This is a genomic window from Marivita sp., from assembly GCF_051251565.1.
In the GTDB taxonomy this organism is placed as follows: Bacteria; Pseudomonadota; Alphaproteobacteria; order Rhodobacterales; family Rhodobacteraceae; genus Marivita.
Genome location: NZ_JBPOFB010000002.1, coordinates 247,652 through 271,799 on the forward strand (window position 1 = coordinate 247,652; position 24,148 = coordinate 271,799).

19 protein-coding genes are annotated in these 24,148 nt (G+C 60.0%); 10 read left to right on the forward strand and 9 right to left on the reverse strand.

The genetic code is table 11. The features are described from left to right. Positions 1-21 precede the first annotated feature (21 nt). The 5 genes from purH to ACSHXH_RS03680 all read left to right on the forward strand — a co-directional run bounded on the left by purH (position 22) and on the right by ACSHXH_RS03680 (position 5,467). A complete protein-coding gene (gene purH, locus ACSHXH_RS03660) occupies positions 22-1,611 on the forward strand; it encodes a bifunctional phosphoribosylaminoimidazolecarboxamide formyltransferase/IMP cyclohydrolase (RefSeq protein WP_435670408.1) in 1,590 nt (529 codons plus the stop codon). A 19-nt stretch (positions 1,612-1,630) separates the two neighbouring features. Next, positions 1,631-2,101: a signal peptidase II gene (gene lspA, locus ACSHXH_RS03665; protein ID WP_435670409.1), complete on the forward strand. Its 471-nt coding sequence runs from the start codon at positions 1,631-1,633 to the stop codon at positions 2,099-2,101. Between the two features lie 59 nt (positions 2,102-2,160). Further along, complete coding sequence (locus ACSHXH_RS03670) at positions 2,161-2,685, forward strand: DUF3035 domain-containing protein (RefSeq protein WP_435670410.1); 525 nt, start codon at positions 2,161-2,163, stop codon at positions 2,683-2,685. A gap of 137 nt (positions 2,686-2,822) precedes the next feature. Continuing rightward, the gene (locus tag ACSHXH_RS03675) at positions 2,823-4,166 is read left to right on the forward strand and encodes a M16 family metallopeptidase (protein ID WP_435670411.1); all 1,344 of its coding nucleotides are present in this window, start codon (positions 2,823-2,825) and stop codon (positions 4,164-4,166) included. After that, complete coding sequence (locus tag ACSHXH_RS03680; RefSeq protein WP_435670412.1) at positions 4,163-5,467, forward strand: M16 family metallopeptidase; 1,305 nt, start codon at positions 4,163-4,165, stop codon at positions 5,465-5,467. The genes ACSHXH_RS03675 and ACSHXH_RS03680 overlap by 4 nt, the downstream gene beginning before the upstream one ends. A 113-nt stretch (positions 5,468-5,580) precedes the next feature. On the opposite strand, the gene dapA is transcribed toward ACSHXH_RS03680, so the two are convergent. Then, complete coding sequence (gene dapA / locus ACSHXH_RS03685; protein ID WP_435670413.1) at positions 5,581-6,456, reverse strand: 4-hydroxy-tetrahydrodipicolinate synthase; 876 nt, start codon at positions 6,454-6,456, stop codon at positions 5,581-5,583. A 130-nt stretch (positions 6,457-6,586) separates the two neighbouring features. Here dapA and ACSHXH_RS03690 point away from each other — a divergent pair, with 130 nt between their 5' ends. Further along, positions 6,587-8,551, forward strand: coding sequence for a lytic transglycosylase domain-containing protein (locus ACSHXH_RS03690; RefSeq protein ID WP_435670414.1), 1,965 nt, complete (start codon positions 6,587-6,589; stop codon positions 8,549-8,551). On the opposite strand, the gene ACSHXH_RS03695 is transcribed toward ACSHXH_RS03690, so the two are convergent. Both ACSHXH_RS03695 and mnmD read right to left on the reverse strand, forming a co-directional pair. After that, positions 8,516-9,382, reverse strand: a complete 867-nt coding sequence (locus ACSHXH_RS03695) for a DMT family transporter (protein ID WP_435670415.1) — start codon at positions 9,380-9,382, stop codon at positions 8,516-8,518. The two genes, ACSHXH_RS03690 and ACSHXH_RS03695, sit on opposite strands and share 36 nt — an antisense overlap. A 1-nt stretch (position 9,383) precedes the next feature. Then, positions 9,384-10,058, reverse strand: a complete 675-nt coding sequence (gene mnmD / locus ACSHXH_RS03700; RefSeq protein WP_435670416.1) for a tRNA (5-methylaminomethyl-2-thiouridine)(34)-methyltransferase MnmD — start codon at positions 10,056-10,058, stop codon at positions 9,384-9,386. A 53-nt stretch (positions 10,059-10,111) separates the two neighbouring features. On the opposite strand from mnmD, the gene ACSHXH_RS03705 reads away from it, so the two are divergent. Continuing rightward, on the forward strand, positions 10,112-11,158 hold the full coding sequence (locus ACSHXH_RS03705) for an NAD(P)/FAD-dependent oxidoreductase (protein ID WP_435670417.1): 1,047 nt from the start codon (positions 10,112-10,114) through the stop codon (positions 11,156-11,158). Here ACSHXH_RS03705 and ACSHXH_RS03710 read toward each other — a convergent pair. The 4 genes from ACSHXH_RS03710 to ACSHXH_RS03725 all read right to left on the reverse strand — a co-directional run bounded on the left by ACSHXH_RS03710 (position 11,151) and on the right by ACSHXH_RS03725 (position 16,722). Then, on the reverse strand, positions 11,151-12,620 hold the full coding sequence (locus ACSHXH_RS03710; RefSeq protein WP_435670418.1) for a PLP-dependent aminotransferase family protein: 1,470 nt from the start codon (positions 12,618-12,620) through the stop codon (positions 11,151-11,153). The genes ACSHXH_RS03705 and ACSHXH_RS03710 overlap by 8 nt on opposite strands. 207 nt (positions 12,621-12,827) lie before the next feature. Continuing rightward, on the reverse strand, positions 12,828-14,303 hold the full coding sequence (locus tag ACSHXH_RS03715) for an ABC transporter substrate-binding protein (RefSeq protein WP_435670419.1): 1,476 nt from the start codon (positions 14,301-14,303) through the stop codon (positions 12,828-12,830). A gap of 111 nt (positions 14,304-14,414) precedes the next feature. Continuing rightward, positions 14,415-15,689: an acetylornithine deacetylase/succinyl-diaminopimelate desuccinylase family protein gene (locus ACSHXH_RS03720; RefSeq protein ID WP_435670420.1), complete on the reverse strand. Its 1,275-nt coding sequence runs from the start codon at positions 15,687-15,689 to the stop codon at positions 14,415-14,417. Positions 15,690-15,744: 55 nt separating this feature from the next. Further along, positions 15,745-16,722, reverse strand: coding sequence for a DUF2125 domain-containing protein (locus ACSHXH_RS03725; protein WP_435670421.1), 978 nt, complete (start codon positions 16,720-16,722; stop codon positions 15,745-15,747). Positions 16,723-16,789: 67 nt separating this feature from the next. On the opposite strand from ACSHXH_RS03725, the gene ACSHXH_RS03730 reads away from it, so the two are divergent. The 3 genes from ACSHXH_RS03730 (at position 16,790) to ACSHXH_RS03740 (ending at position 20,722) form a co-directional block, all read left to right on the forward strand. Then, the gene (locus ACSHXH_RS03730; protein WP_435670422.1) at positions 16,790-17,320 is read left to right on the forward strand and encodes a gamma-glutamylcyclotransferase; all 531 of its coding nucleotides are present in this window, start codon (positions 16,790-16,792) and stop codon (positions 17,318-17,320) included. A 72-nt stretch (positions 17,321-17,392) separates the two neighbouring features. Beyond that, a complete protein-coding gene (locus ACSHXH_RS03735; RefSeq protein WP_435670423.1) occupies positions 17,393-18,583 on the forward strand; it encodes a biopolymer transporter ExbB in 1,191 nt (396 codons plus the stop codon). A 3-nt stretch (positions 18,584-18,586) separates the two neighbouring features. Continuing rightward, the gene (locus ACSHXH_RS03740) at positions 18,587-20,722 is read left to right on the forward strand and encodes a peptidoglycan -binding protein (protein ID WP_435670424.1); all 2,136 of its coding nucleotides are present in this window, start codon (positions 18,587-18,589) and stop codon (positions 20,720-20,722) included. A 3-nt stretch (positions 20,723-20,725) separates the two neighbouring features. On the opposite strand, the gene ACSHXH_RS03745 is transcribed toward ACSHXH_RS03740, so the two are convergent. Both ACSHXH_RS03745 and clpA read right to left on the reverse strand, forming a co-directional pair. Then, positions 20,726-21,679, reverse strand: a complete 954-nt coding sequence (locus ACSHXH_RS03745; RefSeq protein ID WP_435670425.1) for a M23 family metallopeptidase — start codon at positions 21,677-21,679, stop codon at positions 20,726-20,728. Then, positions 21,676-24,000: an ATP-dependent Clp protease ATP-binding subunit ClpA gene (gene clpA / locus ACSHXH_RS03750; protein ID WP_435670426.1), complete on the reverse strand. Its 2,325-nt coding sequence runs from the start codon at positions 23,998-24,000 to the stop codon at positions 21,676-21,678. Before clpA ends, ACSHXH_RS03745 begins: the two co-directional genes overlap by 4 nt. Positions 24,001-24,148: the final 148 nt, after the last annotated feature.

The window sequence follows — 24,148 nt, forward strand, 5'->3', positions numbered from 1 at the left end:
ACATCGGGATCTCTTGCTGCTATGACCAACCTCGCCCCCCTTCGCCGTGCGCTTCTGTCCGTGTCGGACAAAACCGGACTTGTTGATCTTGCCAAGGCGCTCGATGCGCGGGGTGTAGAGCTTTTGTCCACCGGCGGATCGGCCAAGACGCTGCGGGATGCCGGTGTGCCCGTCAAGGATGTGGCGGATGTGACCGGATTTCCCGAAATGATGGATGGTCGGGTCAAAACGCTGCATCCGATGGTGCATGGTGGGTTGCTTGCCTTGCGCGACAATGACGATCACGTCGCGGCGATGTTTCAGCATGATATCAAGGCGATCGACTTGCTGGTGGTGAACCTCTACCCGTTTGAGGAAAATGTTGCCAAAGGTGCCGACTATGACACCTGCATCGAAAATATCGACATTGGTGGCCCCGCAATGATCCGCGCCGCGGCCAAAAACCATAGTTTTGTGACCACAGTCGTGGATGTTGAGGACTACGATGCGCTGCTGGCTGAGTTGGATGCCAATGACGGGCAGACGACGCTTGCCTTCCGTCAGCGCCATGCCCAGATCGCCTATGCCCGGACAGGGGCCTATGATGCGGCTGTCAGCACATGGATGGCCGGCGCCATTGGCGAAGACACCCCTCGCCGGCGCGTCTTTGCCGGAACGCTTGCCCAACCTTTGCGCTATGGCGAGAACCCGCATCAGGCGGCGGCGTTCTATCATGATGGTTCTGCCCGTCCGGGTGTCGCAGTGGCGAAACAGCTTCAGGGCAAGGAACTGAGCTACAACAACATCAACGATACGGACGCGGCGTTTGAGCTGGTGTCGGAATTCCTGCCGCGCGACGGGTTTGCCTGCGCGATCATCAAGCACGCCAACCCCTGCGGTGTGGCGACAGGCCGGACGCTGAAAGAAGCCTATCAAAAGGCGTTCGACTGCGACCGCACGTCTGCCTTTGGTGGGATCGTGGCGTTGAATGCGACCCTGGACGGCGAAACCGCAGAGGCGATTGCCGAGATCTTCACCGAAGTCGTCATCGCGCCCGGAGCGCATCAGGACGCCAAGGACGTGTTCGCGGCCAAGAAAAACCTGCGCCTGCTGATCGCCCCCGGTCTTGCCAACACGGCGGAACCGGGCACTGCGTGGAAACAGGTATCGGGCGGTATTCTTGTGCAGAACCGCGACAATGGCCGGATCAACATGGACGACCTCAAGGTTGTGACCAAGATCGCGCCGACCGAAGACCAGATGCGCGACCTGCTGTTTGCGTGGACGGTGGCGAAACATGTCAAATCCAACGCCATCGTCTATGTCAAAGACGGCGCAACCGTGGGTGTTGGTGCGGGCCAGATGAGCCGTCTCGACTCTGCCCTGATCGCGGCCAAAAAGGCCGAACGCATGGCCGAGGCGCTGGGCCTGCCAGAGCCGCTCACCAAGGGCAGCGCTGTGGCGTCGGACGCGTTCTTCCCCTTTGCCGATGGTCTGATGGAGGCGGCAGCCGCAGGCGCGTCCTGCGTCATTCAACCGGGCGGGTCGATGCGCGATGATGAGGTCATCAAGGCGGCGGATGACGCGGGCCTTGCGATGGTGCTGACCGGCATGCGCCACTTCCGCCACTGAAATGAGCAAGGGACATCCCATGCGTCTGGTCGCTCTTGTTGGCACGCTGATCTTCGTGATCGACCAGATCACCAAATGGTGGGTGGTGCATGTGATGGAATTGGCCCGAGTTGGGGCCATCGATGTGTTTCCGCCCTACCTGAATTTCCGCATGGCGTGGAACACCGGGATCAACTTTGGGCTTTTGTCGGGGCAGGCGGACTGGACGCGCTGGGTGCTGATTTCGGTCGCTTTGGGGATTGTTCTGTTCGTGCTGGTCTGGATGCGGCGTGAACCGCCGGGGCGCACTGGCCTGATCTTTGCCGGGCTGTTGATCGGCGGCGCGCTGGGCAATGTGGTGGACCGTGTGCTCTATGGCGCAGTGGCGGATTTTCTGAACATGTCCTGTTGCGGATTTACCAACCCTTATGCGTTCAACGTGGCCGATATCAGCGTGTTCATCGGGGCCATTGGGCTTGCGCTTTTCTCTGGTGGGAAAAACGCCTCGTGACGGGCGCGACAGGATGGGGTAAAGCAGGGATGAGGCGACTACGGAGGCGGGCAGAAAACATGCCGCGCACATTGATCATACTGGCACTTATGGCGCTGACCGCATGCGGATCGCGTCAGGACACGTCGGATCGGGACACCAATTTGCGCCAATTGCGCAATGCCAGCGGTGCGCCGGAAGAGTTTTCAATCGTACCGCCAAAACCGCTTGTTGCACCGGAGAGCTTTTCCGAACTGCCGCAGCCGACGCCGGGCGGCATCAACCGCACAGACCCAACGCCGTTGCAGGATGCTGTTGCGGTGCTTGGTGGCAACCCTGCGCGGCTTGATCCGCAGGCGGGTATTGGTGCCGGGGATCAGGCGCTTGTGGCGCGGGCCTCGCGGTTTGGCCGTCAACCGGACATTCGTGCGGAATTAGCTGCATCCGATCAGGCCTTCCGCGAACGCCGGTCACTGTTCAACTGGCGTCTGGTGCCGGAAGACACGTATAACCGCATCTACCGCAATCAGGCCCTTGATCCCTACGCAACATTGGATGCAGCGCGCCGCGCCGGTGCGCAGACACCGTCAGCTCCGCCGCGTTGATCAGGATGGGGCACCCTTTCGGGGTGATCCTGCGCCAAAAACTTGCACGATTGAGGATCATTGCTCACGAAACCGTTGACTGGCTTGAACTTGGCCCGTGGCGTCGTACCTTATTCCAAAACCAAGGAGATTTGCCGATGCGTCGCCTGATAGCCCTTGCCGGGGCGTGTTTTCTCGCTGCTGCGCCTCTTCATGCGCAAACCATCCAAGATCAGGTCACCACCTTCCAGCTTGAAAACGGGATGGATGTTGTGGTGATCGAAGACCACCGCGCGCCCGCAGTTGTGCATATGCTGTGGTATCGCGCCGGGTCTGCAGATGAACAGCCGGGCGTGTCGGGTGTGGCACATTTCCTTGAACACCTACTCTTCAAAGGCACCGAAACCCTTGCTCCCGGCGAATTCAGCGAGATCGTCAAGGCCAATGGCGGCACCGACAACGCCTTCACGAGCTTTGACTACACCGCCTATTTTCAGCGCGTCGCAGCAGATCGTCTTGGCTTGATGATGCAGATGGAAGCGGACCGGATGAAGAACATCCAGCTTGACCGCGACGATATTCTGACGGAGCGCGATGTGATCATAGAAGAACGCAACCAGCGGGTTGAGAATGATCCCGGATCATTATTCCGCGAACAACGCATGGCAGCGCAATATCTGAACCATGCCTATGGCCGCCCGATCATCGGCTGGCGCCACGAGATGGTCGACCTCGATCTGGACGACGCGCTGGCCTATTACCGACAGTTCTATTCGCCCAACAACGCCGTTCTGGTGGTGGCCGGTGACGTTCTGCCGGACGAAGTTTTGGCATTGGCGCAGGAACATTACGCCCCAATCCCGCGCAACGAGGCGCTGCCTGAACGCGTCCGCCCGTCAGAGCCACCCCAGATGGCGGAACGCCGGATCTCTTTTGAAGACCCCCGCGTTGCGCAACCCTACGTGATGCGCACGTATCTTGCGCCTGAACGCGATTCTGGGGACCAGCGCACCGCAGCAGCATTGACCCTGTTGGCAGAAGTTCTGGGCGGATCGCAGACATCGGTTCTGCCGCAAAAGCTCCAGTTCGAGGAAGGACGGTCGGTCTATGCGGGGGCGTTCTACAGCGGGTTGTCGCTGGATGACACGACCTTTGGCATCGTGAATGTGCCTGCCGATGGCGTGACGCTGGAAGAGGCCGAAGCAGATATGGATCGCATCGTCGCCGAGTTTCTTGAAACGGGCGTTGATCCGGTACAGCTTGACCGGATCAAGTTCCAATTGCGCGCCGCACAGGTCTATGCGCTCGACAGTTCGAATTCACTGGCCCGTCTGTATGGGGCGGCGCTGACATCGGGTTTGACGGTCGATGATGTGCATGCATGGCCCAAGATCGTACAATCTATCACACCCGAAGACATCATCGCCGCGGCAAAAGACGTGTTCGACCGGAAAAACGCCGTGACCGGATTTCTGCGCACCGCCCAGGAGGTTACACAATGAAGCTTTTCGGACCTCTGATCGCGCTGCTGATGCTGGCAAGCCCATTGCGGGCCGAGATCGACATCCTCGAAGTGCAAAGCCCTGGGGGCATTAACGCGTGGTTGGTCGAAGAACAGTCGATCCCCTTTGTGGCGCTTGAGCTGCGCTTCAAAGGTGGCGCATCGCTGGACCTGTCGGGCAAGCGGGGCGCGACGTATCTTATGACTGCACTTCTGGAAGAGGGGGCGGCGGATCTTGATGCCCGTGCCTATGCGGAAGAAGTTGAATCGCTGGCGGCCAGTTTCGAGTTTGACGTAAGCGATGATGCTGTGTCGATTTCGGCGCGTTTCCTGACGGAAAATCAGGACGCGGCGCTGGCGCTCTTGCGCGACGCGCTCACCCGACCCCGGTTCGACCAAGATGCGATTGACCGGGTGCGGGCACAGATCGTGTCGGGCATCCGGTCCGATTTGCAGGACCCTGACACCATCGTCGGGCGCGAATTTGATCGCATGGTCTTTGGTGATCATCCTTACGGGTCCGCGATCGAAGGCACCGAAGACAGTGTTGCCGCGCTTGTTCAGGACGATCTGATTGCCGCACACAAGGGGGCGCTGGCCCGCGACCGGGTCTATGTCAGCGCGGCGGGCGATATCTCGGCCGAAGAACTGGCGGCGCTGTTAGACAAGCTGTTGGCTGATTTGCCCGAAACTGGTGTGTCGCAGGCACCCGACGTTGCGGTTGTCACAGACGCAGGCGTGACCGTTGTGCCCTTTGATGTGCCGCAATCGGTGGCGATCTTCGGGCACGAAGGCATAGCGCGTGATGATCCCGATTTCTTCACCGCCTATGTGCTCAACGAGATCCTTGGCGGCGGAGGGTTCGAAGCCCGGCTGATGCAAGAGGTGCGCGAAAAGCGCGGCCTGACCTATGGTATCTACAGCTACCTCGTGCCCAAGGACCATGCGGCGCTGTATCTTGGCCGCGTATCGAGCGCGAATGACCGCATCGCTGAGGCGATTGAGGTCATTCGAGACGAATGGGTCAAGATGGCCGAAGTGGGTGTTACCGAAGAAGAACTGGCAAGCGCCAAAACTTATCTTACTGGGGCATATCCGCTGCGGTTTGACGGCAATGGGCGGATTGCGAACATTCTGGTTGGGATGCAGATGGACGATCTGACCCCGGACTACGTGACGACGCGCAATGCCAAGGTCGAAGCGATCACGCTGGACGACGTCAAACGTGTTGCGGCCCGGATTCTGAAACCCGAGGCGCTGCGTTTCGTGGTGGTGGGTCAGCCCGAAGGGCTCGAGTCGTAAGGTTTTACCAAACGGTAAAAAAAGGCCGCGCTGATCTTGCGCGGCCTTTTTCGTTCAGAGCGGAAAAACCCTCAAAAGGATTTCGCCAAACTTTTTGCAGAGTTTGATCCTGCTTAATTCAGCAGTCCAGCATGACGCAGACCGTTGTCGATCAGGTCACGCGTCGGTTGTGATACCGGGAACAGCGGCGCGCGCATTTCCTCGTCACACAGGCCCAGACGGCTCATCGCGTATTTGGCGCCACACAGCCCTGGTTCCACGAAGATGCTGTGATGAAGTGGCATCAAACGATCTTGAAGCTCAAGCGCAGTGATATAATCCCCCGCCAATGTCGCCTCTTGCATCTGTGAGCACAGCGCCGGTGCGACGTTGGCCGTGACCGAGATGCAGCCAACACCACCTTGGGCGTTAAACCCGTGCGCGGTGGCGTCTTCACCCGACAGCTGCACAAAATCCTTGCCGCAGCTTATCCGTTGCGCACAGACGCGGGCCAGATCGCCAGTGGCGTCTTTCACCCCGATGATGCGCGGCAGCTTTGCAAGTTCGCCCATCGTTTTTGGCAGCATGTCCACGACCGAACGACCGGGGATGTTGTAGATGATGATCGGGAGATCACAGGAATCGTGCAGCATGGTGAAATGTCGGATCAGCCCGTCCTGTGTCGGCTTGTTGTAATAGGGCGTCACCACAAGACCGGCCTGCGCGCCCGCTTTCTCGGCGTGCTGCAAAAAGCGGATCGCTTCGTCGGTGTTGTTCGACCCGGCACCAGCAATGACCGGGATACGGCCCGCGGCGGCTTTGACCACGAAGGTGACAACTTCTTCGTGTTCGGTATGGCTCAGCGTCGGGCTTTCGCCAGTTGTGCCCACCGGAACGAGACCGTGACTGCCCTGATCGACATGCCAGTCGACCAGACGTTTGAGCGTGTCAAAATCCACTGCACCGTTTTTGAACGGTGTGACCAGTGCAGGCATTGACCCTTTGAACATTGTCACGCTCCTTATCGTTGATGGCAAAGCTGCCGTTGCGCCTGTCCCGCGAATGTGAGTTGAAGGTCGCGGGCGGCGGGTTATCCTATAGCGAGCCGTCTATCCTGTTTCAGTGGGGAAAATGCAAGTCATGTTTCGGCGCGTTGCGATCCTGACCGTGGCTTTGCTTGCCATACCTTTGGCCGTTTTGGCCCAGAACTCTGCCCGTCCGCTTGAGCGCGCGATGGACCTGATGCGCGCAGGCAATTGGGCTGCCGCCCAGATCGAGGCGCGGGCTGACGGGCAGGCGGCGTTGGATGTGATCCTGTGGCATTCCCTGCGCGAGGGACTTGGGACTCCGCGCGAAGTGCAGGATTTCCTGTCCCGCAATCCAGATTGGCCGGGCCTGCCGTTCCTGCGGGAAAAGAGTGAAGGCGCGATGGCGGGTGCCCCGGCAGACGTAATCCGGGCGTTCTATGCAGACCATGTGCCTGAAACTGGGGCAGGGGCACTGTCGCTCGCGCGGGCTTTGCTGACGGCGGATGACCGTCCAGCGGCAGAGGCAGTGATCTTGCGCGCTTGGCAAAGTTTGACCCTCACAGCCGAAGAACAGGCGGCGTTCCTGTCGGCGCATGCAGATTTGCTTGCTTCGCAGCTGACTCGGCGGTTGGACACGATGCTCTGGGAAGGCCGGATCAGCAATGCGCGCGCCATGTTGCCCCTTGTTGATGACGGCTGGCGCGCGCTGGCCGAAGCGCGGCTGGCTCTGCGCGTGGACGCCGCCGGGGTGGATACCCTGATTGATGCGATCCCGGCAGCACTGAGCGCGGATGCTGGACTGGCGTTCGAGCGGTTCAACTGGCGGATGCGCAAGGGGCGCACGGAAGACGCGGTTGAGTTGCTTCTGGCCCGGTCGAAATCCCGCGACACGTTGGGACGGCCCGACATCTGGGCCCGGCAGCGGGATGATCTTGTCCGTCGTTTGATGCGGGCGGGGCAATATCAAACGGCCTATGAGGTGGCCTCCAGTCATCATCTGACCGAGGGGTCATCTTTTGCCGATCTGGAATGGCTTTCGGGATATGTGTCCCTGCGGTTTTTGAACGCGCCAGAGCGGGCCATCGGCCATTTCCGGGCCTTGCGCGGAGGGGTCGAGACGCCGATTTCCCTTGGTCGTGCCGGGTATTGGCTCGGCCGTGCGCATGCTGCGGCGGGCGACACAGCAGAGGCGGCCGCGGCCTATGCCTTTGGCGCGCAGTATCAGACCGGGTTCTACGGTCTTTTGGCAGCCGAAGCCGGAGGTCTGCCACCTGATCCGCTTTTGGCAGGCAACGAAGTGTTCCCGGACTGGCGCGAAGCGCCTTACACGCAGTCTTCGGTGTTCACGGCGGCGATCCTTTTGCTGGATGCCGAGGAGAAGGTGCTGTCCGAACGGTTCCTGACCCATCTCGCGGAATCGCTTGACCGGACCCAGATCGGGCAGATGGGGCAAATGCTTGACGATTTGGGATTGCCGCATGTGCAGGTGATGCTGGGCAAGCGCGCGGCGCAATTCGGGCACGAGGTGCATGCGCCTTACTATGCGTTGCACCCGCTGGCCGAGGTCGCCCATCCGGTGCCAACAGAGCTTGTTCTGGCGATTGCCCGGCGCGAGTCGGAATTTGACCCCGGCGTGGTGTCTCCGGTAGGGGCACGCGGATTAATGCAGGTCATGCCTGCCACCGCCCAAGAGGTCGCGGGGTGGCTGGATCTGGAATATTCCGAACCCAGGCTCTTGTCCGACCCGGTCTATAATGCGGTGCTGGGCGCGCGGTATCTGGAAAGCTTGGCGCGGCAATTTGATGGCAACGCAGTCATGATCGCAGCGGGCTACAATGCCGGGCCAAGTCGTCCGATCCGCTGGATGGAAGAGCGCGGTGATCCAAGGGCAGGCGGGATGGATATGATCGACTGGATCGAACATATCCCGTTCACCGAAACCCGGAATTACGTGATGCGCGTTACCGAAAGCCTCCCCATCTATCGCGCGCGCCTGGGGCGTGATCCGCACCCGGTGCCGTTTTCGCAAGAATTGCGTGGATCAACCCTTTTGCCGCTGACGCCAAAGGGTGAATAACCCCGCGCCAACGATCAGGCTGGCGCCAAAAACCACATTGGGGCGGATGGCTTCCCCGAAGATGAGAAGTCCAATGCTCGCAGCAAAAGGCAGTTGCAGGTAGGCAAAGGGCTGAACCGCGCTGGCTTCGGCCATGTCGTAGCATTTGATCAGCAAATAATGTCCGAACGCGCCCGTGACACAAAGGGTCGCCATCAACGCCCAGTCGCGCGCTGTCATCGGTTCCCAGAACCAGATGCCGATCGTGGTCATGAACACCGCGCCCACCGTACCCGTCCAGAAAAAGCTGGTGGCTGCGCTGTCTTTGCGGGCCGCGTATCGTGTCAGCAGACCATAGAGCGCAAACATCAATGCCGATACCGCAGGAATGATTGCAAGCGGTGTAAAGACGCCGAAGCCCGGTTGCAGAATAATCAGAATACCGATGAAGCCTACGCCAATCGCCGTCCAGCGCCGCCAGCCGACCTGCTCTCCCAGGATTGGCCCGGACAGGGCCGCGATCAGCAGCGGATAGCACGCAAAGATCGCATGACTTTCCACCAGTCCCAGATAGGTGAAACCCAGCACCATCACGCAGATCTCGGCTGCCAGAAGCAGACCGCGAAAGCCTTGCAGCCATGGTTGGGTTGTTGCGGCTGCCGCGCGCAGGCCACCTGCACGGCGGCTGGCCACGAACATGACGAAGGCGGCAAAGAACCAGTAGCGGATCATCACTACCATCAAAACGTTGTATTCGCTGGCCAGATGTTGCGACAGCCCGTCTTGCATTGCGAAGACGAAGGTCGTCGCCACCATGATCCAGATACCAAGGCGGTTGTTGGTTTCGGTCATGTCAGGCGGCTTTCTGGGCGATGGTCATGTGTCGTTTGCGCCCGAATCCCGGAACGCGCGTTGTGATCAGCCCTGCGGCGTCCAAGCTCCGGCGGACATGCCCGGCAGCGGTATACGTGGCGGCGGTCCCGTCTGGCGCGGTGTTCCGGGCTACGAGGTTCAGCAGGTCAGGGCCCCAAAGTTCGGGGTTCTTGGCGGGGGAAAACCCGTCCAGAAACCACGCGTCGGCGGTGTGTGTCATGGTCTTGAGCGTGTCGCGCGCATCACCTTCGATCATCGTGAATGTTAAGTCGTGCAAGGTGATGTTGCGCGCGTTCTCGACCCAGAACGGCGCCAGTTCGTTGGCTATGAGTGCCAGCTCGGGAAACGCCTGTTGCGCGCGGATCATGTCGGCAGGCTGCATTGGGAAGGCCTCAAAGCTGGTGAAATGCAGAGTCCCGGTCTGCCCGCTTGCCCGCCATATCTGAAGCGTGGCCAATAGATTCAACCCGGTGCCAAAGCCCAATTCGGCAATATGAAACCCGTCGGTGAAGCGCGCAGGTAGATCATTACCCGTCAGAAACACATGGCGGGTTTCAGCAAGCCCATTGTCGAGCGAAAAATAGGGGTCGTCAAACCGGCGGGAGACAGGAACATCCCCGTCGCGCCAGTCGAGCGGTTCCGTCTGGAGTTCCATGGTGACTTACCTTAGCGACAGAGCGACCTTGGCGACGACACAGAGGATTGGCAATGCCCGAATTCGCTCCAGAGATTACCATACGCGGGGCCGGTATCTTTGGCCTCAGCATCGCTTGGGTACTGAGCGGCCGTGGCGTGCGGGTGCAGGTGGTCGATCCCTATGGTCCGGCGTCCGGGTCTAGCGGTGGATTGGTCGGTGCGCTTGCGCCGCATGTGCCTGAGAACTGGAATGACAAGAAGGCGTTTCAGCTCGACAGCCTTTTGATGACGGATGCGTTTTGGTCTGAGGTGCAGGAAACAGGCGGTGGTGATCCGGGCTATGGTCGGACAGGGCGGTTGCAACCGATTGCCGACGGTCATGCGCTCGGGTTGGCGCGGGACCGGACCGAGGGAGCCCGTGCGCTTTGGCAGGGGCGCGCGACTTGGGAGGTGGTCTCGGTTGATGCCGCCGGAGCCTTTGCGCCGGTGTCGCCGTCTGGATTCCTGATCCATGACACTCTGACCGGGCGGATGCACCCGCGTCAGGCCTGCGCCGCGTTGGTGGCGGCGTTGGCTGTGCGCGGTATCACAGTTGTGCCGGATGCGCCCGACCGGGGTGCCGTGATCTGGGCGACGGGTTGGCGTGGATTGCTTGACCTGTCGGACCAGATGGGAAAGGCGGTTGGTGCCGGGATCAAGGGGCAATCTGCGGCGCTCGCCTATGACGCGGGTCCGGTGCCACAGGTGTTTGTCGATGGTTTGCACATCATCCCGCACGCGAATGGCACGGTTGCCATTGGATCAACCAGCGAACGTGAATTCGACGCGCCGGACGGTCTTGACGACCAATGCGACGACCTGATTTCCCGCGCGATTTCGGCGATGCCGATGCTGGCGGATGCGCCTGTTGTGGACCGTTGGGCCGGGGTGCGGCCCCGGGCACGGTCGCGTGCGCCAATGCTGGGGGCCTGGCCAAACCGGAACGGGCATTTCATCGCCAATGGCGGATTCAAGATTGGCTTCGGCATGGCGCCAAAGGTGGCGCATGTGATGGCCGATCTTGTGCTGGACGGGGTGGATGTCATTCCCGAAGGCTTCCGCGTCGCTGCCTCTATGTGAGGGGGGTGGCGTCGATGGCTTTGGCGATTTCGGCCACGCCGGGATCAATGCGCGCCTGCGCGATAGAGCTGTAGGCGAGGCGGTAGTAATTTCGGGGTGGGGCATCCCCGGCAAAGAATGCCGTGCCCGGTTCGATCAACACGCTGGCCGCGCTTAGCCGTTTGGCAAGGTCTTCGCTATCGACATGATCGGGTGCGCGCATCCAGAAGCTTGATCCGCCATAGCTGCCTTTGCCCGCGACGGTCAGCCCGTGTTTGCCGATTGCATGCTCCATGATCTGCCGCCGATCCGTCAGCGCCTTTCCGGTGCGGCGGATCAGGCTGTCGTAATGCCCAAGGCTCAGAAAATAGGCGGTGGTGCGTTGGGTCAGTCCCGGTGGATGGCGCAGGATCGACGCCCGCAATGCGCGCGCCTCACGAATAAACGGGGCCGATCCGACAAGATATCCCAGCCTTAAACCGGGAAAGAGCGATTTGGAAAAGCTGCCCACATAAATCACCCGCCCATCCCGGTCGAGGCTTTTGAGCGCGGGCATCGGCGGCTTGAGATAGGCCATTTCGAATTCGTAATCATCCTCAACGATCAATGCATCCAGCGCGCGTGCCCTGTCCAGCAACGCCTGCCGCCGCCCCAAGGGCATGGTGTAGGAGGTCGGGCATTGATGACTTGGCGTGGTGAAGATGACATCGCTGTTTTCTGGAATATCCTCTGGCGGCAGGCCGTCTTCGTCCACATCCACCGCGCTGAGATGGCAGCGCGATTGGGTGAGGATGTCGCGCAGTGCCGGATAGCAGGGATTTTCGATCACCGCGCGACGGCGCTGCGTGAGCAAGACCTGAGTCGTCATCCAAAGCGCGTTTTGTGCGCCCATAGTGATCAGCACCTCGTCCGGGGTGGCGGTGATCCCACGCCGCGGCAAGGTGTGACGCAGGATAAATTCGACCAGTTGCGGATCGTCCTGATCGTAGTAATCGCGAGTCAGCGCCGCGAAATCCCGCGCGCCAAGAGCCTGCATTGCGCAAAGCCGCCAATTGGCATGATCGAAAAGTTGCGGATCTGTCTGGCCGTAGAGAAACGGATAACGGTACTGTGCCCAATCCTGCGGTTTTACCGGGGTTGCGCCACCGGTGAATTTTTGTCCCAGCGCGCGGGACCAGTCGACGGAATCTTCACGATGCGGGCTGTCGGTAAACTGTGGTGGTTCGGGCGCATCGTCGGACACATAGTAGCCGGACCGCCCTTTCGACATCAGGTAATCATTGGCCAACAATTCGGTATAGGCCAGCGTGACGGTGATGCGGCTGACGCCCAAATGATGCGCGAGTTTGCGGCTTGAGGGCAGTTTTTCACCACGCCTGAACCGACCAGACAGGATGCCTTCGGCGACCATCTGCTGAATCCGTGATTGCAGTGTGCCCGTGGTGTCTGGCTTGAGGAAAAAGGTTTCAACAGGGATTGCCATGAGAGGAGCCTAGATTGGACTTAAGGTCTTGGCAATCTGGTCTTATGGGGTTTTCTGGTGTTGAAACGACCTGCGCACTCCTAGAATTTTATGGGCAGGCCCAAGAAACTTCGTACGAAGTTTCTTACATTCAGTCGTCTATATTGAGTTAACGCGGCACGCATAGACGTGGATTTGTCTACCCGTGCCGCTTTGCTTTTCGTCCGCTTACTGAGTCCAGCGCACACCGGTCAGGTCGGTCGCCTGCGTCGGCGCGTTCTGCCAAAGCCCTTCGATCCGGGCATCGGCCACTGTTGGAAAGGCCAATTGGAACAGATACCCGTTCACGTAGTCATCGGCGATTATCTGTTGTGCCTGTCCCAACATCTCGGATCGCGTGGCGGGATCGCTCGTGGTGCCCAGCGTTGTCATGAGGTCCTGAAACGCGGGATTGTCGTACTGAAAATAGTAATCGGGGCGGGCATAAATCCCGATATCAAACGGTTCGGTATGGCTGACAATGGTCATGCCGAAATCCTTTCCGCGAAACACCTCTTCGAGCCATTGCGCCCATTCAAGGTTGGTGATCTCGGTCTGGATGCCCACGGCGCGCAGTTGCGATGCGATGATCTCCCCACCGCGCCGTGCATAGGACGGAGGCGGCAGTTTGAGCGTTGTGGTGAACCCATCTGCAAACCCGGCTTCGGCCAGCAACGCCTTCGCTTTTTCCGGGTCATAATTGGATTTCGCGGTCAGATCGACATAGTCGGGATTGTGGGGCGCAAAATGTGTCCCGATCGGGGTGCCAAGGCCGAACATGGCGCCGTCGATGATCGACTGGCGGTCAATGGCATGAGACACTGCTTCACGGACCTTGATGTTGTCGAACGGCGGCAGCTTGTTGTTCATGGCGAGGATGGTTTCGCCTTCGGTCGATCCGACAAGGACCTGAAAGCGCGGATCAGCCTCAAATTGCGGCAGGTTTTCCGGGGCAGGGAAACCAACGAAAGCGTCAATGTCCTGCGCCATCATGGCCGCAAAAGCCGCTGTCGGGTCCGAGATGAACTTGAACGTCGCAGCGTCCAACGCCGGGGCCTCGCCCCAATAATTGGGGTTGCGGGCCAGTTCGATCCGATCACCTTGAACCCATTGTGTAAAGGTGAAGGGGCCGGTGCCGATGGGGGTTTGTTTGATCGCTTCGATGCTTTCGGGCGCCACGATCACCGCATCGCCCCAGGCGAGATTGAACAGCAGGTTGCCGTTCGGAGCGGAAAGCCGTACTTCGACCGTCATTGGGTCGACAACCGTGACCTCTGCGATACCTTCGAAAAGGGCTTTTTGAGCGTTGACGTTGTCTTCGGCGCGGGCGCGGTCAAGGGTGAATTTGACATCCTCTGCATCCATCGTGGTGCCATCATGGAAGGTCACACCGTCACGCAGGGTGAACGTGTAGGTGGTGCCGTCGTCGCTGATCTGCCAGCTGGTCGCAAGACCCGCGACCACTGATCCGTCCGACATGAACCGCGTCAGCCCTTCGAATACGTTTGAATAGAGCACTGAATCGATTGCCCCGGCTGCGGCGCTGGTCGGGTCAAGATGCGGCGGTTCCAGTTGAAGCGCGACGGTCAAGTCGGTCTGCTGCGCCAGCGCGGGTGTTGCCAGAAGCGTGGCCAGAGCGGCCCCGCGCAGGAAGTGTGTGGTCATGATGTCCCTCCAGTTGTTGTGGCAAGTGTCACGCCAAAACACGTTGTGATCAAGCCTCTGCTTTTGACTGTGTGCAGGCACAGTCGGGGCGGGTCGGGAACAACAGGAAGATCAGGGCAGGAGCAGGGTTTCCAGCGCGCGCCCCATGACCTTGGCGCTGTCGAGCATATCTGTGATGCTGATCCACTCATCCGGTTTATGCGCCAGTTCGAGCACTCCCGGCCCATAGGCAATGCAGTTTTTCAGTTTGCCGATCCGGTCGATGTGTTTCTGATCATAGCTGCCCGGTGACGCGACATAGGTCGGGTCCTGGCCCAGCACATCGCGGATGGCGTCGTGCACGGTGGTGACGATCGGGGCGAACTTATCTGTCATTGACGGAATCACGCGATTGATTTCGCGGATCTCGTAGTCGAAATTGGCGCGCCGTGCTTTGAGGTCGTCAAGCAGGTCGATTACCTCTTGCCGGACCTCTTCAATTGGTTCTTCCATCAAAAAACGCCGGTCGATCACGATGCGGCAGCTGTCGGGTACGCAATGGGCGGGCAGGCCGGTATAGTCGGTGGGCTGTTCAGACTGGCCACCATGGACCGAGTTGATGTTCATCGTCGATTGCCGCGCGCCTTCGGGGACCACGGGCATATCGGTCCAGCGAGACGCCATCGCGGGGAAAAGCGTTTCCTCGAACGCGTGCAGGACTGCGCCCATGTGGCGAACTGCGCAATCGCCCAGAAATGGCATGGAGCCGTGGGCAATCTCGCCCTTGGTTTCGATCTCGGCCCACCAGCCGCCGCGATGGCCCAGACAGATGCGGTCCTTGTTGAGCGGTTCCGGGATGATGACATGTTGCACACGCTCGGGCGCGAACCAGCCCTGTTCGGCAAGATAGGCCACCCCGCCGTAACCGCCCGATTCCTCGTCTGCGGTGCCACTGATCTCGATCACGCCTGCGTAGTCGGGGTGCTCTGCGACAAAGGCTTCGGCGGCAACGATCGACGCAGCCAGACCGCCTTTCATGTCACAGGCCCCCCGGCCGTAAATCCTGTCGCCTTCCACGGGGGCGTTGAACGGATCGCGGGTCCAGCCGTGCCCCACTTCGACCACATCAGTGTGCGAATTGAAATGCACGCATGGGCCGGGGCGGGGGCCTTCGTGCCGCGCGATCAGGTTCCAACGCGGATACCGATCGCTGTCGCCCGGTGCGCCTTCGGCCCGAACCCAGGTTGTGGTGAAACCGGACTTGGTCAGCCGCGCATCCAGCATATCGCAAATCGCGGCATAGTTTTCACCCGGCGGGTTCAACGTCGGAATGGCGACCAGCTCTTGTGTCAGTGCGATCAGGTCTTCGCGCGCATCATCAATCCGTTGAAAGAGCCTATCAGGCATGTGTCACCTCGCTTTGACGCGAAGTGTTGCCGGGGGACAGGGACCTTGGCAAGGCTTAGCGCCAGTGGATCGGGGGGATTTTGCCAACGGTCACAGGCCCGAAAAGCAGCGTGCCACGATCAAGGCCCAGTGTGACATCAAGGCTGTCGCGGGTGCCGTTGAACGTGGAAAGCAGCGACAACAGGTTGATCAATCCGTCTGTGAGCGCAGGAGGCAAGTCGCCATTGATCCTTGCATCGTTGGTGGCATCGCGCCAGTTTTCGGCACTGACGGACATTTCGCCCGTAGGCAGGCCTTGGGCATCCAGCGTGGCGGCCAAGGTGATGCGGAACGTCACCGCGCCAAAGGTGATTTCGGATCGTTGAATGTCGATCTTGGTGGGTTGCGGTGGCGTGCCAGTGAGCGCGTCAAGGCGAAGTGGCTGATCAAAATCAAGCGCCATCTCGGCCCGGATTGACGCAAACGCCTCTGGACCGATCCCGGCGGTGCTGCTTGGCATGGATGTTGCGACATTGCCCACAGACAGGGCCAGCCTGTAGCTGGCGACAGTGTTGGCGATTTTCTCAACCGCAATATTCGCGTCGGCCAGTGCCAGCGCCATATTGGGGCTGGTCAGGTTGAAAACCGGCGCTTCGATGCTTGTTCGCAGGATGTCTTGCCCGTCGCGCACGACGCTGGCGCGGAGACCATCCGAGGTGATGGCAATCTCGCCCTCGGGCGTTGTCAGGCTTTGTGTGTCGGGCCACGCGACGATCACATGATTGCGCTTGTAACTGAGTGCGAGGACCTGAAAGAAAGGTGCGTGCCAGCCGACCGATCCATCTGGCGACATCAGCACCGGGTCTGTCAGCGTCAAATCCGTCCGATTTGGGAAGCCCCGCACGGTCATGTCGGTATAGTTGGCCTCCCAGCCCTTAGTGCGCTGGGCCTCGAACCAACCCGCCATATCGGTCTGAATGGCGCGGGACGCATAGATCCACCATCCGCTATAGGTCAGCGTGGCCACGATCATTGCCGCAAGTAGACGTTTCACCCGCGCACCCCCTTTTACCTATCGTGCGTTTGGTGTTTACCGCGCGCAGAAAGGCAGGGCCAGCATCATGACGCTATGGGTCTTCGGATACGGATCGCTTTTGTGGAACCCGGGCTTTGCGCCGGTGCAGTCTGTACGCGCAAGGCTGGATGGCTATGCGCGCAGCTTTTGCATGCGCTCGATCCACCATCGCGGCACTGACGCCAATCCGGGTCTTGTTCTGGCGCTTGATGAACACCCGCAAGCCGCCTGTGACGGGCTGGCCATGCAGATGCACGAGGCCGAATACGACGCGACGATGGCCTACCTGCGGGACCGCGAACTGGTGTCGTCGGCCTATCTGGAAAAAGTGGTCCCAGTGATATTTGCGGATGGCCGCAAAGACATGGCGGTCACTTACGTGATTGATCCCGATCACGTCCAATATTGCGGATCGCTCGGTCTTGAGGAACAGGCCCAGATCATCGCCACCGCCGTGGGTGGGCGTGGCCCAAACAGCGAATACTTGTTCAATACGGCGGCACATCTTGCGCAATTGGGCATCCCGGACGCCGAATTGGACTGGCTGTGCGCGCGCGTTCGTATGTTGATCGCTTAACAGCTTGGCGATTGGCGTAGATGCGCCTAAAGTCGGCTTCGAAGAATAAGAAACGCATCAGGAATTGTCCGAATGTATCAGCCGGACATCGAGGCCGAGCCACATTTTTCCCAGCCTGTCCGACAGGTGCTGATGATGCTCCTTGTTCTGGGGCTCACAGGGTTTGGTGGCTTTCTGGCGCTGCCACGGGTGTTGCCCGTGTTTCAGGCCAATCCCTATCTGAACGGATTTATCGGCTTTGTGTTCGTGATCGGGGTGCTGGCTTGTTTCTGGCAGGTTTGGCAATTGATCCAATCAGTACGCTGGATCGAACATTTCGCGCAGGACCGTGAACGCGGGTTCGAGGCGAAACCACCACTGTTGCTGGCGCCGATGGCCACGCTGTTGCGGTCGCGTGGCAAGCGGATGCAGATCAATACGGCCTCGACCCGGTCTATTCTTGATTCCGTGGCCACCCGGATCGACGAGGCCCGCGAGATCACGCGCTATATCGTCAACCTTCTGATTTTCCTTGGTCTGTTGGGCACGTTTTACGGGCTTGCAACCACCGTACCCGCGCTGGTCGACACAATCCGGGGTCTTGCCCCCGAGGATGGTGAGACGGGAACCGAAGTGTTCGCGCGCTTGATGAGCGGGCTCGACACGCAATTGTCCGGCATGGGGGTGGCGTTTGCGTCGTCCTTGCTGGGCTTGGCGGGATCATTGGTTGTTGGCCTGCTTGAGCTGTTCGCGGGTCATGGCCAAAACCGATTTTACCGCGAATTGGAAGAATGGCTCAGCTCTATCACCAAACTTGGGTTCTCCAGTGGAGAAGCCGAGAGCGGGGGCGATATGGGCACCGCAGGTGTCATTCTCGACCAGATGGTCGAACAGATGGAGGCGATGCAAACGCTGTTCGCCCAGTCCGAAGAAGGCCGCTCTGAGGTGGAAAACCGGTTGGGCCAACTCAGCGACACTCTTGAACGCATGACCGAACGCATGGAGGCCACAGCCCCCAGTGCCACGGCTTTTGCCCGGATTGCTGATGGTCAGGACCGGCTCATTGACGTGTTGACCCATAAATCCAACAATGAAGGTCTGGATGCCGAAAGCCGCATGCGGCTTCGGTCCATCGACGTGCAGATGTTGCGCATTCTCGAAGAGGTGGCAGCCGGTCGTCAGGAAACCATGGCCGAACTGCGCACGGATTTGAACGCCATTTCCCGCGCCCTTGACCGGCTGGCGCGCAATACAGGACGCAAGACCGACAAGGGCGAGGGTTAAGCCATGGCCTTGTCGCGGCGCACCGGATCCCGGTTTCAGGCCTCGATCTGGCCGGGCTTTGTTGATGCCATGACGGGACTGTTGCTGGTCCTGATGTTCGTGCTGACGATCTTTATGGTGGTGCAGGCAGTGCTGCGCGACACGATCAGCGGGCAGGAAAACGAACTGAACACCCTGTCCTCCGAGATCGAGGAACTGGCCCGCGCCTTGGGGGTCGAACGCCAGCGCACAACGTCGCTGACCAACCAGTTGGGCACGCTGAACGCGACGCTGGACACCACGCAGGCGCGACTGACAGAACAAGAGGCGATCATCGCATCGCTGTCCGCCACGCGCGACCGGCAAGCGGCGGCGCTTGAGGCGGCGGATGTTCGAATTGCATCATTCGAAGAACAGGTTGCTGGACTTTTGTCGGAACGTGACACGGCCTTGGGCCAAGTGGTTGACCTGACCGCGACGCGCGACGCGTTGTTGACCGAACAAGAGGCGTTGAACCTCGCGCTCGCCACCGCGCGCAGCGAGATTGATGGACAGGTCGAAGCGGCGCGATTGGCCGCCGCCCGCAGAGACGCGCTTGAGACATTGGTCGCAGACCTGCGCTCCGAGAACGCCAAGGCGTCCGAACAGGTCGTTGCCTTGTCTGCGCAGGTCGAGACGTTGGAAACCGCCTTGACCGAGGAAGAGGCGGCAAAACTGGCCGAGGCCGCAGCGGCAGAGGCGTTGCGCGCCCGGTTGGAAAACGCGGATGCAGAACTGACCGCCATGACCCTGGCGCTGGAGGAACAGCGTGCACGGGCCGAAGACACGCTGACCCTTTTGGCGGCTGCGCGCTCTGCCGAAGGCGATCTGAACGCACGTCTGGCTGCCGCCTTGCTTGAGGGCGAGGAAACCGCCGCCGCCTTGCAAGCACGGCTTGATGCGCAGGCTGATCGGATCGCAGGGCTGCAATCTGATCTTGACGCGGCAACGGCGGATCAGACGACGCTGTCATCGCTCGAAGCGCAATTGGCACAGGCCTTGCTGCGCGTGTCCGAAGCTGAAGCCCTTGAGGCGCGGCTTGCGGATATGCGTGCCCAAAACGCAGCGTTGTCGGCCGATCTTACGGCGTCTGAGCAGGCTGCGGATGACACGCAAGCGACCTTGGATGCGTTGCGTCAGGCCCTCGCCGAGGCGCAAGCAGACGCCGCGACGCGGTCTTCAACAGAACAGACCCTGGAAGAACAATTGGCGGCGGCCGTCGCACGTCAGACGGCAACAGAAGTCAATCTGGACGATACCCGCGACCAACTGGCCGCAGCATTGGCCGCCAAGATCGCTGCTGAAACCGCGCTTGAAGATCGCTTGTCCGTCGCAGAGCAACGCCAGCTTTTGCTGGAACAGGCGCGCGACCGTCTTGATGCGGAATCGCAACGCGCGACCGAGGCGCAGCGCCAGACCGAAGTGCTCAACCAGCAGGTCGGCGCATTGCGGCGTCAATTGTCATCGTTGCAGGCGCTTTTGGATGAGGCACAAGCGCAAGATGTTGCGGCGCAAATCCAGTTGGAAAGTCTTGGCAGCGAATTGAACACAGCGCTGGCCCGCGTGGCGGCCGAGGAACGCCGCCGCCGGCAATTGGAAGAGGCGGAACGCGCGCGGCTTGAAGCCGAAAAGCTGCGATTGGCTGCAGAAAACCAGAACTTGGAACAATACCGATCCGAATTCTTTGGCCGTCTGCGCGAGGTGCTGGGTGACCGTGACGGTGTGCGCATCGAGGGCGACCGCTTTGTCTTTTCGTCCGAAGTCCTTTTCCCGCCTGGTGCTGCGGGTCTGTCCCCAGCGGGAACTGATCAGATTGCGAATGTCGCGGCCATCCTGCGGGACGTGTCTCAGGACATCCCCGAAGGCATCAACTGGATCATCCGCGTGGACGGGCATACGGACAATCTGCCGCTGTCCGGGCTGGGCGAATTTGCCGACAATTGGGAATTGTCGCAGGCCCGCGCGCTGTCAGTGGTGCGCTACATGATCGAAGAGCTTGGTATCCCGCCAAGCCGCCTGTCGGCCAACGGGTTTGGCGAATATCAACCAGTCAACACCGCCGATACGCCTGATGCACGGGCACAAAACCGGCGGATCGAATTGAAACTGACCGAACAGTAACGCCTAGTCGACGACCACATCAGCATGGCGCACGGCAACAATTACATCGCCCCGGACCAATCTGACATAGCCGCGATACGTGCCCTTTGGCCATCCCGCGTCAGGCGCGCGTTTCCCGTAAGCGCGCATCAGTTCATCCTGATCTTTTTCAAGCCACGCTGTGTGGTCAAACACCTCGCTGTCTGGTCCGATCATCGTCATCTCGATCCGGTCATGGATGTTGCCGTGAAACGCGTGTGTGTAGAGTACCATTGCATCTTCTGGTGACAGAGTGCTGCGCCGGGCTTCTCCGGATTGCACCGCCGCCAGGTCTGGCACGCTGTCGGACACACCGGCCGTGAACAGCCCGGCATCGGTATAAACCGGCGTATCGCTCCACAATGTACGCAGCGGGGTGCTACAGGCGTTGTCCTGTTCCTGCGCAAAGGGATCGACGATGTCGGTGCCCCGCGTGATGGTCAGATGCAGGTGCGGATAATTGGTCAGACCGCTCAGACCAACCTCGCCCAAAACCTGCCCTTGCAGCACGCGTTGGCCGGGGGTGACGCGGACAGATCCCAGCTTCATGTGGCAATACACCGACTGATACCCGTTGCCGTGATCAATCCGCACCGCGTTGCCGCATTCCTGACCGTTCAAGTCTGTGCCGGGGATATAGGGCTGATCGGGGCGGGTGTTGCGAATGGCCTGAACGCGGCCATCTGCGGCAGCCATCACACGCACGCCCTGATCCATCTGGTCAAAGCTCAGAAGCGCGAAATCTGTACCGCTGTGCCCATCGCGGGATTTCGGGCCGCAATGGTAATCCGACGAGGCGCTGGTCGGGTCGACGTCCGGGTAGTCTTCGATCACGCAGGTTTCACCCAAAACGCAATCCAGCGGCATCCCCAGAAAGGAAACGTCCGCCACAACAGGTGTGGCGGACGCGATGAGCAGTGCAATAAGACGCCGGATCACTCGGCCGTCAGAAGAGGGGGCTTTTTGCTCGACAGGCGCGGATTGTCCGGGCCAGCCGTCTCCAGCACAAGCTTGCCATCTTTGACCGACACCTTGACCACCCCACCCTTGGCGAGCTTGCCGAACAGAAGTTCCTCGGCGAGTGGCTTCTTGATGTCTTCCTGAATGACGCGGCCCAAGGGCCGCGCGCCCATCTTGTCATCATAGCCCTTGTCGGCAAGCCATTCTGCGGCTGGCTGGGTCAATTCGATCGTCACGTTGCGATCCATCAGCTGCGCCTCAAGCTGAAGCACGAACTTTTCGACCACTTGCAGGATCACTGATTTCGGCAGCGGCGCAAACGAAATGACCGCGTCCAGACGGTTGCGGAATTCCGGCGTGAAGGTGCGTTCGATGGCAGCCGTGTCTTCACCCTCGCGGCGGTCGCGGCCAAAGCCGATCGCCGATTTCGCCTGTTCGGTGGCCCCTGCGTTGGACGTCATGATCAGGATCACGTTGCGGAAACTGACCGTGCGCCCGTTGTGGTCGGTCAGCGATCCGTGATCCATCACCTGCAACAGGATGTTGTAGACATCCGGGTGGGCCTTTTCGATCTCGTCCAGCAAGAGCACGCAATGCGGATGCTGGTCGACGCCATCGGTCAACTGACCGCCCTGATCGAACCCGACATATCCCGGAGGCGCGCCGATCAGACGGCTGACCGCGTGTTTCTCCATGTATTCGGACATATCAAAGCGCAGCAGTTCGACACCCAGCGTATCTGCCAGCTGTTTGGCCACTTCGGTTTTGCCGACGCCGGTCGGACCTGCAAACAGGTAGTTTCCGATTGGCTTTTCGGGTTCGCGCAGACCGGCACGCGCCAGTTTGATCGCCGAGGACAGCGCGTCGATGGCGGCATCCTGGCCAAAGACAACGCGTTTGAGCGACGCTTCGAGATCCTTGAGAACCTCTGCATCGTCCTTGGACACGTTCTTGGGAGGGATGCGGGCAATCTTGGCGACAACCGCTTCGATCTCCTTCGCGCCCAACGTCTTGCGTCGTTTGGATTCAGCAACCAAATGTTGCGCCGCACCAGCTTCGTCGATCACGTCGATGGCCTTGTCTGGCAGCTTGCGGTCATTGATGTACCGGGCCGACAGCTCCACGGCTGATTTGATCGCTTCGGCGGTGTATTTGACGCCGTGATGTTCCTCGAAATAGGGCTTGATGCCCTTGAGGATCTTGATCGTGTCTTCGACAGACGGTTCGTTCACGTCGATTTTCTGGAACCGGCGCGACAGCGCGCGGTCCTTTTCAAAATGCTGACGGAATTCCTTGTAGGTCGTCGACCCCATGCAACGCAGTTTACCACCCTGAAGCGCGGGCTTCAGCAGGTTGGACGCATCCATCGCCCCGCCGGACGTGGCCCCGGCACCGATCACGGTGTGGATCTCGTCGATGAACAGGACCGCATCGTCATGGTCTTCAAGCTCTGTCATCACGGCCTTGAGCCGTTCCTCAAAATCACCGCGATAGCGGGTGCCGGCCAGCAATGCGCCCATGTCAAGCGAATAGATGGTGGTTTTTGACAGCACCTCGGGTGTTTCACCCGATACAATCTTGCGCGCCAGACCTTCGGCAATTGCCGTTTTGCCCACGCCGGGATCGCCCACCAAAAGCGGGTTGTTCTTGCGGCGGCGGCAAAGCACCTGAATGCAGCGTTCCACCTCGGAATCGCGACCGATCAGCGGATCAATGTCGCCTTCACGCGATTTGGCGTTCAGATCGACGCAATACTTGGCCAGAGCCGATTCTTTTTGTTCGCCCTGCGGTTCCTGTGCCTGCGGCTCTTCTTCGTTGTCGGTGGCGCCGGTTACCGGACGGCTTTCGCCGTAAGCCGGGTTCTTGGCCACGCCATGCGCGATGAAGTTGACTGCGTCGTATCGCGTCATATCCTGATCTTGGAGGAAGTAAGCCGCGTTGCTTTCGCGCTCGGCAAAGATGGCGACCAGCACATTGGCCCCGGTCACTTCGGACCGGCCAGAGCTTTGGACATGGATCGCGGCGCGCTGGATCACGCGCTGGAACGCCGCCGTCGGGACCGCTTCGGATCCTTCGATGTCGGTCACAAGGTTCGACAGATCGTCGTCGATGTAATCGACCAGCGTTGTCCGAAGCTCTTCGGTGTCGACTGAACACGCTTTCATCACACGAACCGCATCAGGTTCGTCGACAAGCGCCAGCAGCAGGTGCTCCAGCGTTGCGAATTCGTGCGACCTCGAATTGGCCAGCGCCAAAGCCGAGTGAATTGCCTGCTCAAGGGTATTCGAAAATGAAGGCACGGTTGAGTGCTCCTTCTTTTTTGCGTTGCGTCGCAGGGTACGACACACCTGTCATCTTAATATTAAAGTTTGGTTGTTACCGCCCAACCTTCAAGTTTTTTCTGCATCTTGACACGGTACTATCGTCCGATTGCACACAAGTTCTTGT

Excerpts from the sequence above, each read along its gene's own strand:
- ACSHXH_RS03695 (WP_435670415.1), bottom strand. The coding sequence starts at position 9,382 with ATGACCGAAACCAACAACCGCCTTGGTATCTGGATCATGGTGGCGACG.
- ACSHXH_RS03675 (WP_435670411.1), top strand. The coding sequence starts at position 2,823 with ATGCGTCGCCTGATAGCCCTTGCCGGGGCGTGTTTTCTCGCTGCTGCG.
- dapA (WP_435670413.1), bottom strand. The coding sequence starts at position 6,456 with ATGTTCAAAGGGTCAATGCCTGCACTGGTCACACCGTTCAAAAACGGT.
- ACSHXH_RS03715 (WP_435670419.1), bottom strand. The coding sequence starts at position 14,303 with ATGACCACACACTTCCTGCGCGGGGCCGCTCTGGCCACGCTTCTGGCA.
- ACSHXH_RS03740 (WP_435670424.1), top strand. The coding sequence starts at position 18,587 with ATGGCCTTGTCGCGGCGCACCGGATCCCGGTTTCAGGCCTCGATCTGG.
- ACSHXH_RS03670 (WP_435670410.1), top strand. The coding sequence starts at position 2,161 with ATGCCGCGCACATTGATCATACTGGCACTTATGGCGCTGACCGCATGC.
- mnmD (WP_435670416.1), bottom strand. The coding sequence starts at position 10,058 with ATGGAACTCCAGACGGAACCGCTCGACTGGCGCGACGGGGATGTTCCT.
- ACSHXH_RS03680 (WP_435670412.1), top strand. The coding sequence starts at position 4,163 with ATGAAGCTTTTCGGACCTCTGATCGCGCTGCTGATGCTGGCAAGCCCA.
- ACSHXH_RS03690 (WP_435670414.1), top strand. The coding sequence starts at position 6,587 with ATGTTTCGGCGCGTTGCGATCCTGACCGTGGCTTTGCTTGCCATACCT.
- ACSHXH_RS03720 (WP_435670420.1), bottom strand. The coding sequence starts at position 15,689 with ATGCCTGATAGGCTCTTTCAACGGATTGATGATGCGCGCGAAGACCTG.
- ACSHXH_RS03705 (WP_435670417.1), top strand. The coding sequence starts at position 10,112 with ATGCCCGAATTCGCTCCAGAGATTACCATACGCGGGGCCGGTATCTTT.
- ACSHXH_RS03730 (WP_435670422.1), top strand. The coding sequence starts at position 16,790 with ATGACGCTATGGGTCTTCGGATACGGATCGCTTTTGTGGAACCCGGGC.
- purH (WP_435670408.1), top strand. The coding sequence starts at position 22 with ATGACCAACCTCGCCCCCCTTCGCCGTGCGCTTCTGTCCGTGTCGGAC.
- ACSHXH_RS03735 (WP_435670423.1), top strand. The coding sequence starts at position 17,393 with ATGTATCAGCCGGACATCGAGGCCGAGCCACATTTTTCCCAGCCTGTC.
- ACSHXH_RS03710 (WP_435670418.1), bottom strand. The coding sequence starts at position 12,620 with ATGGCAATCCCTGTTGAAACCTTTTTCCTCAAGCCAGACACCACGGGC.
- lspA (WP_435670409.1), top strand. The coding sequence starts at position 1,631 with ATGCGTCTGGTCGCTCTTGTTGGCACGCTGATCTTCGTGATCGACCAG.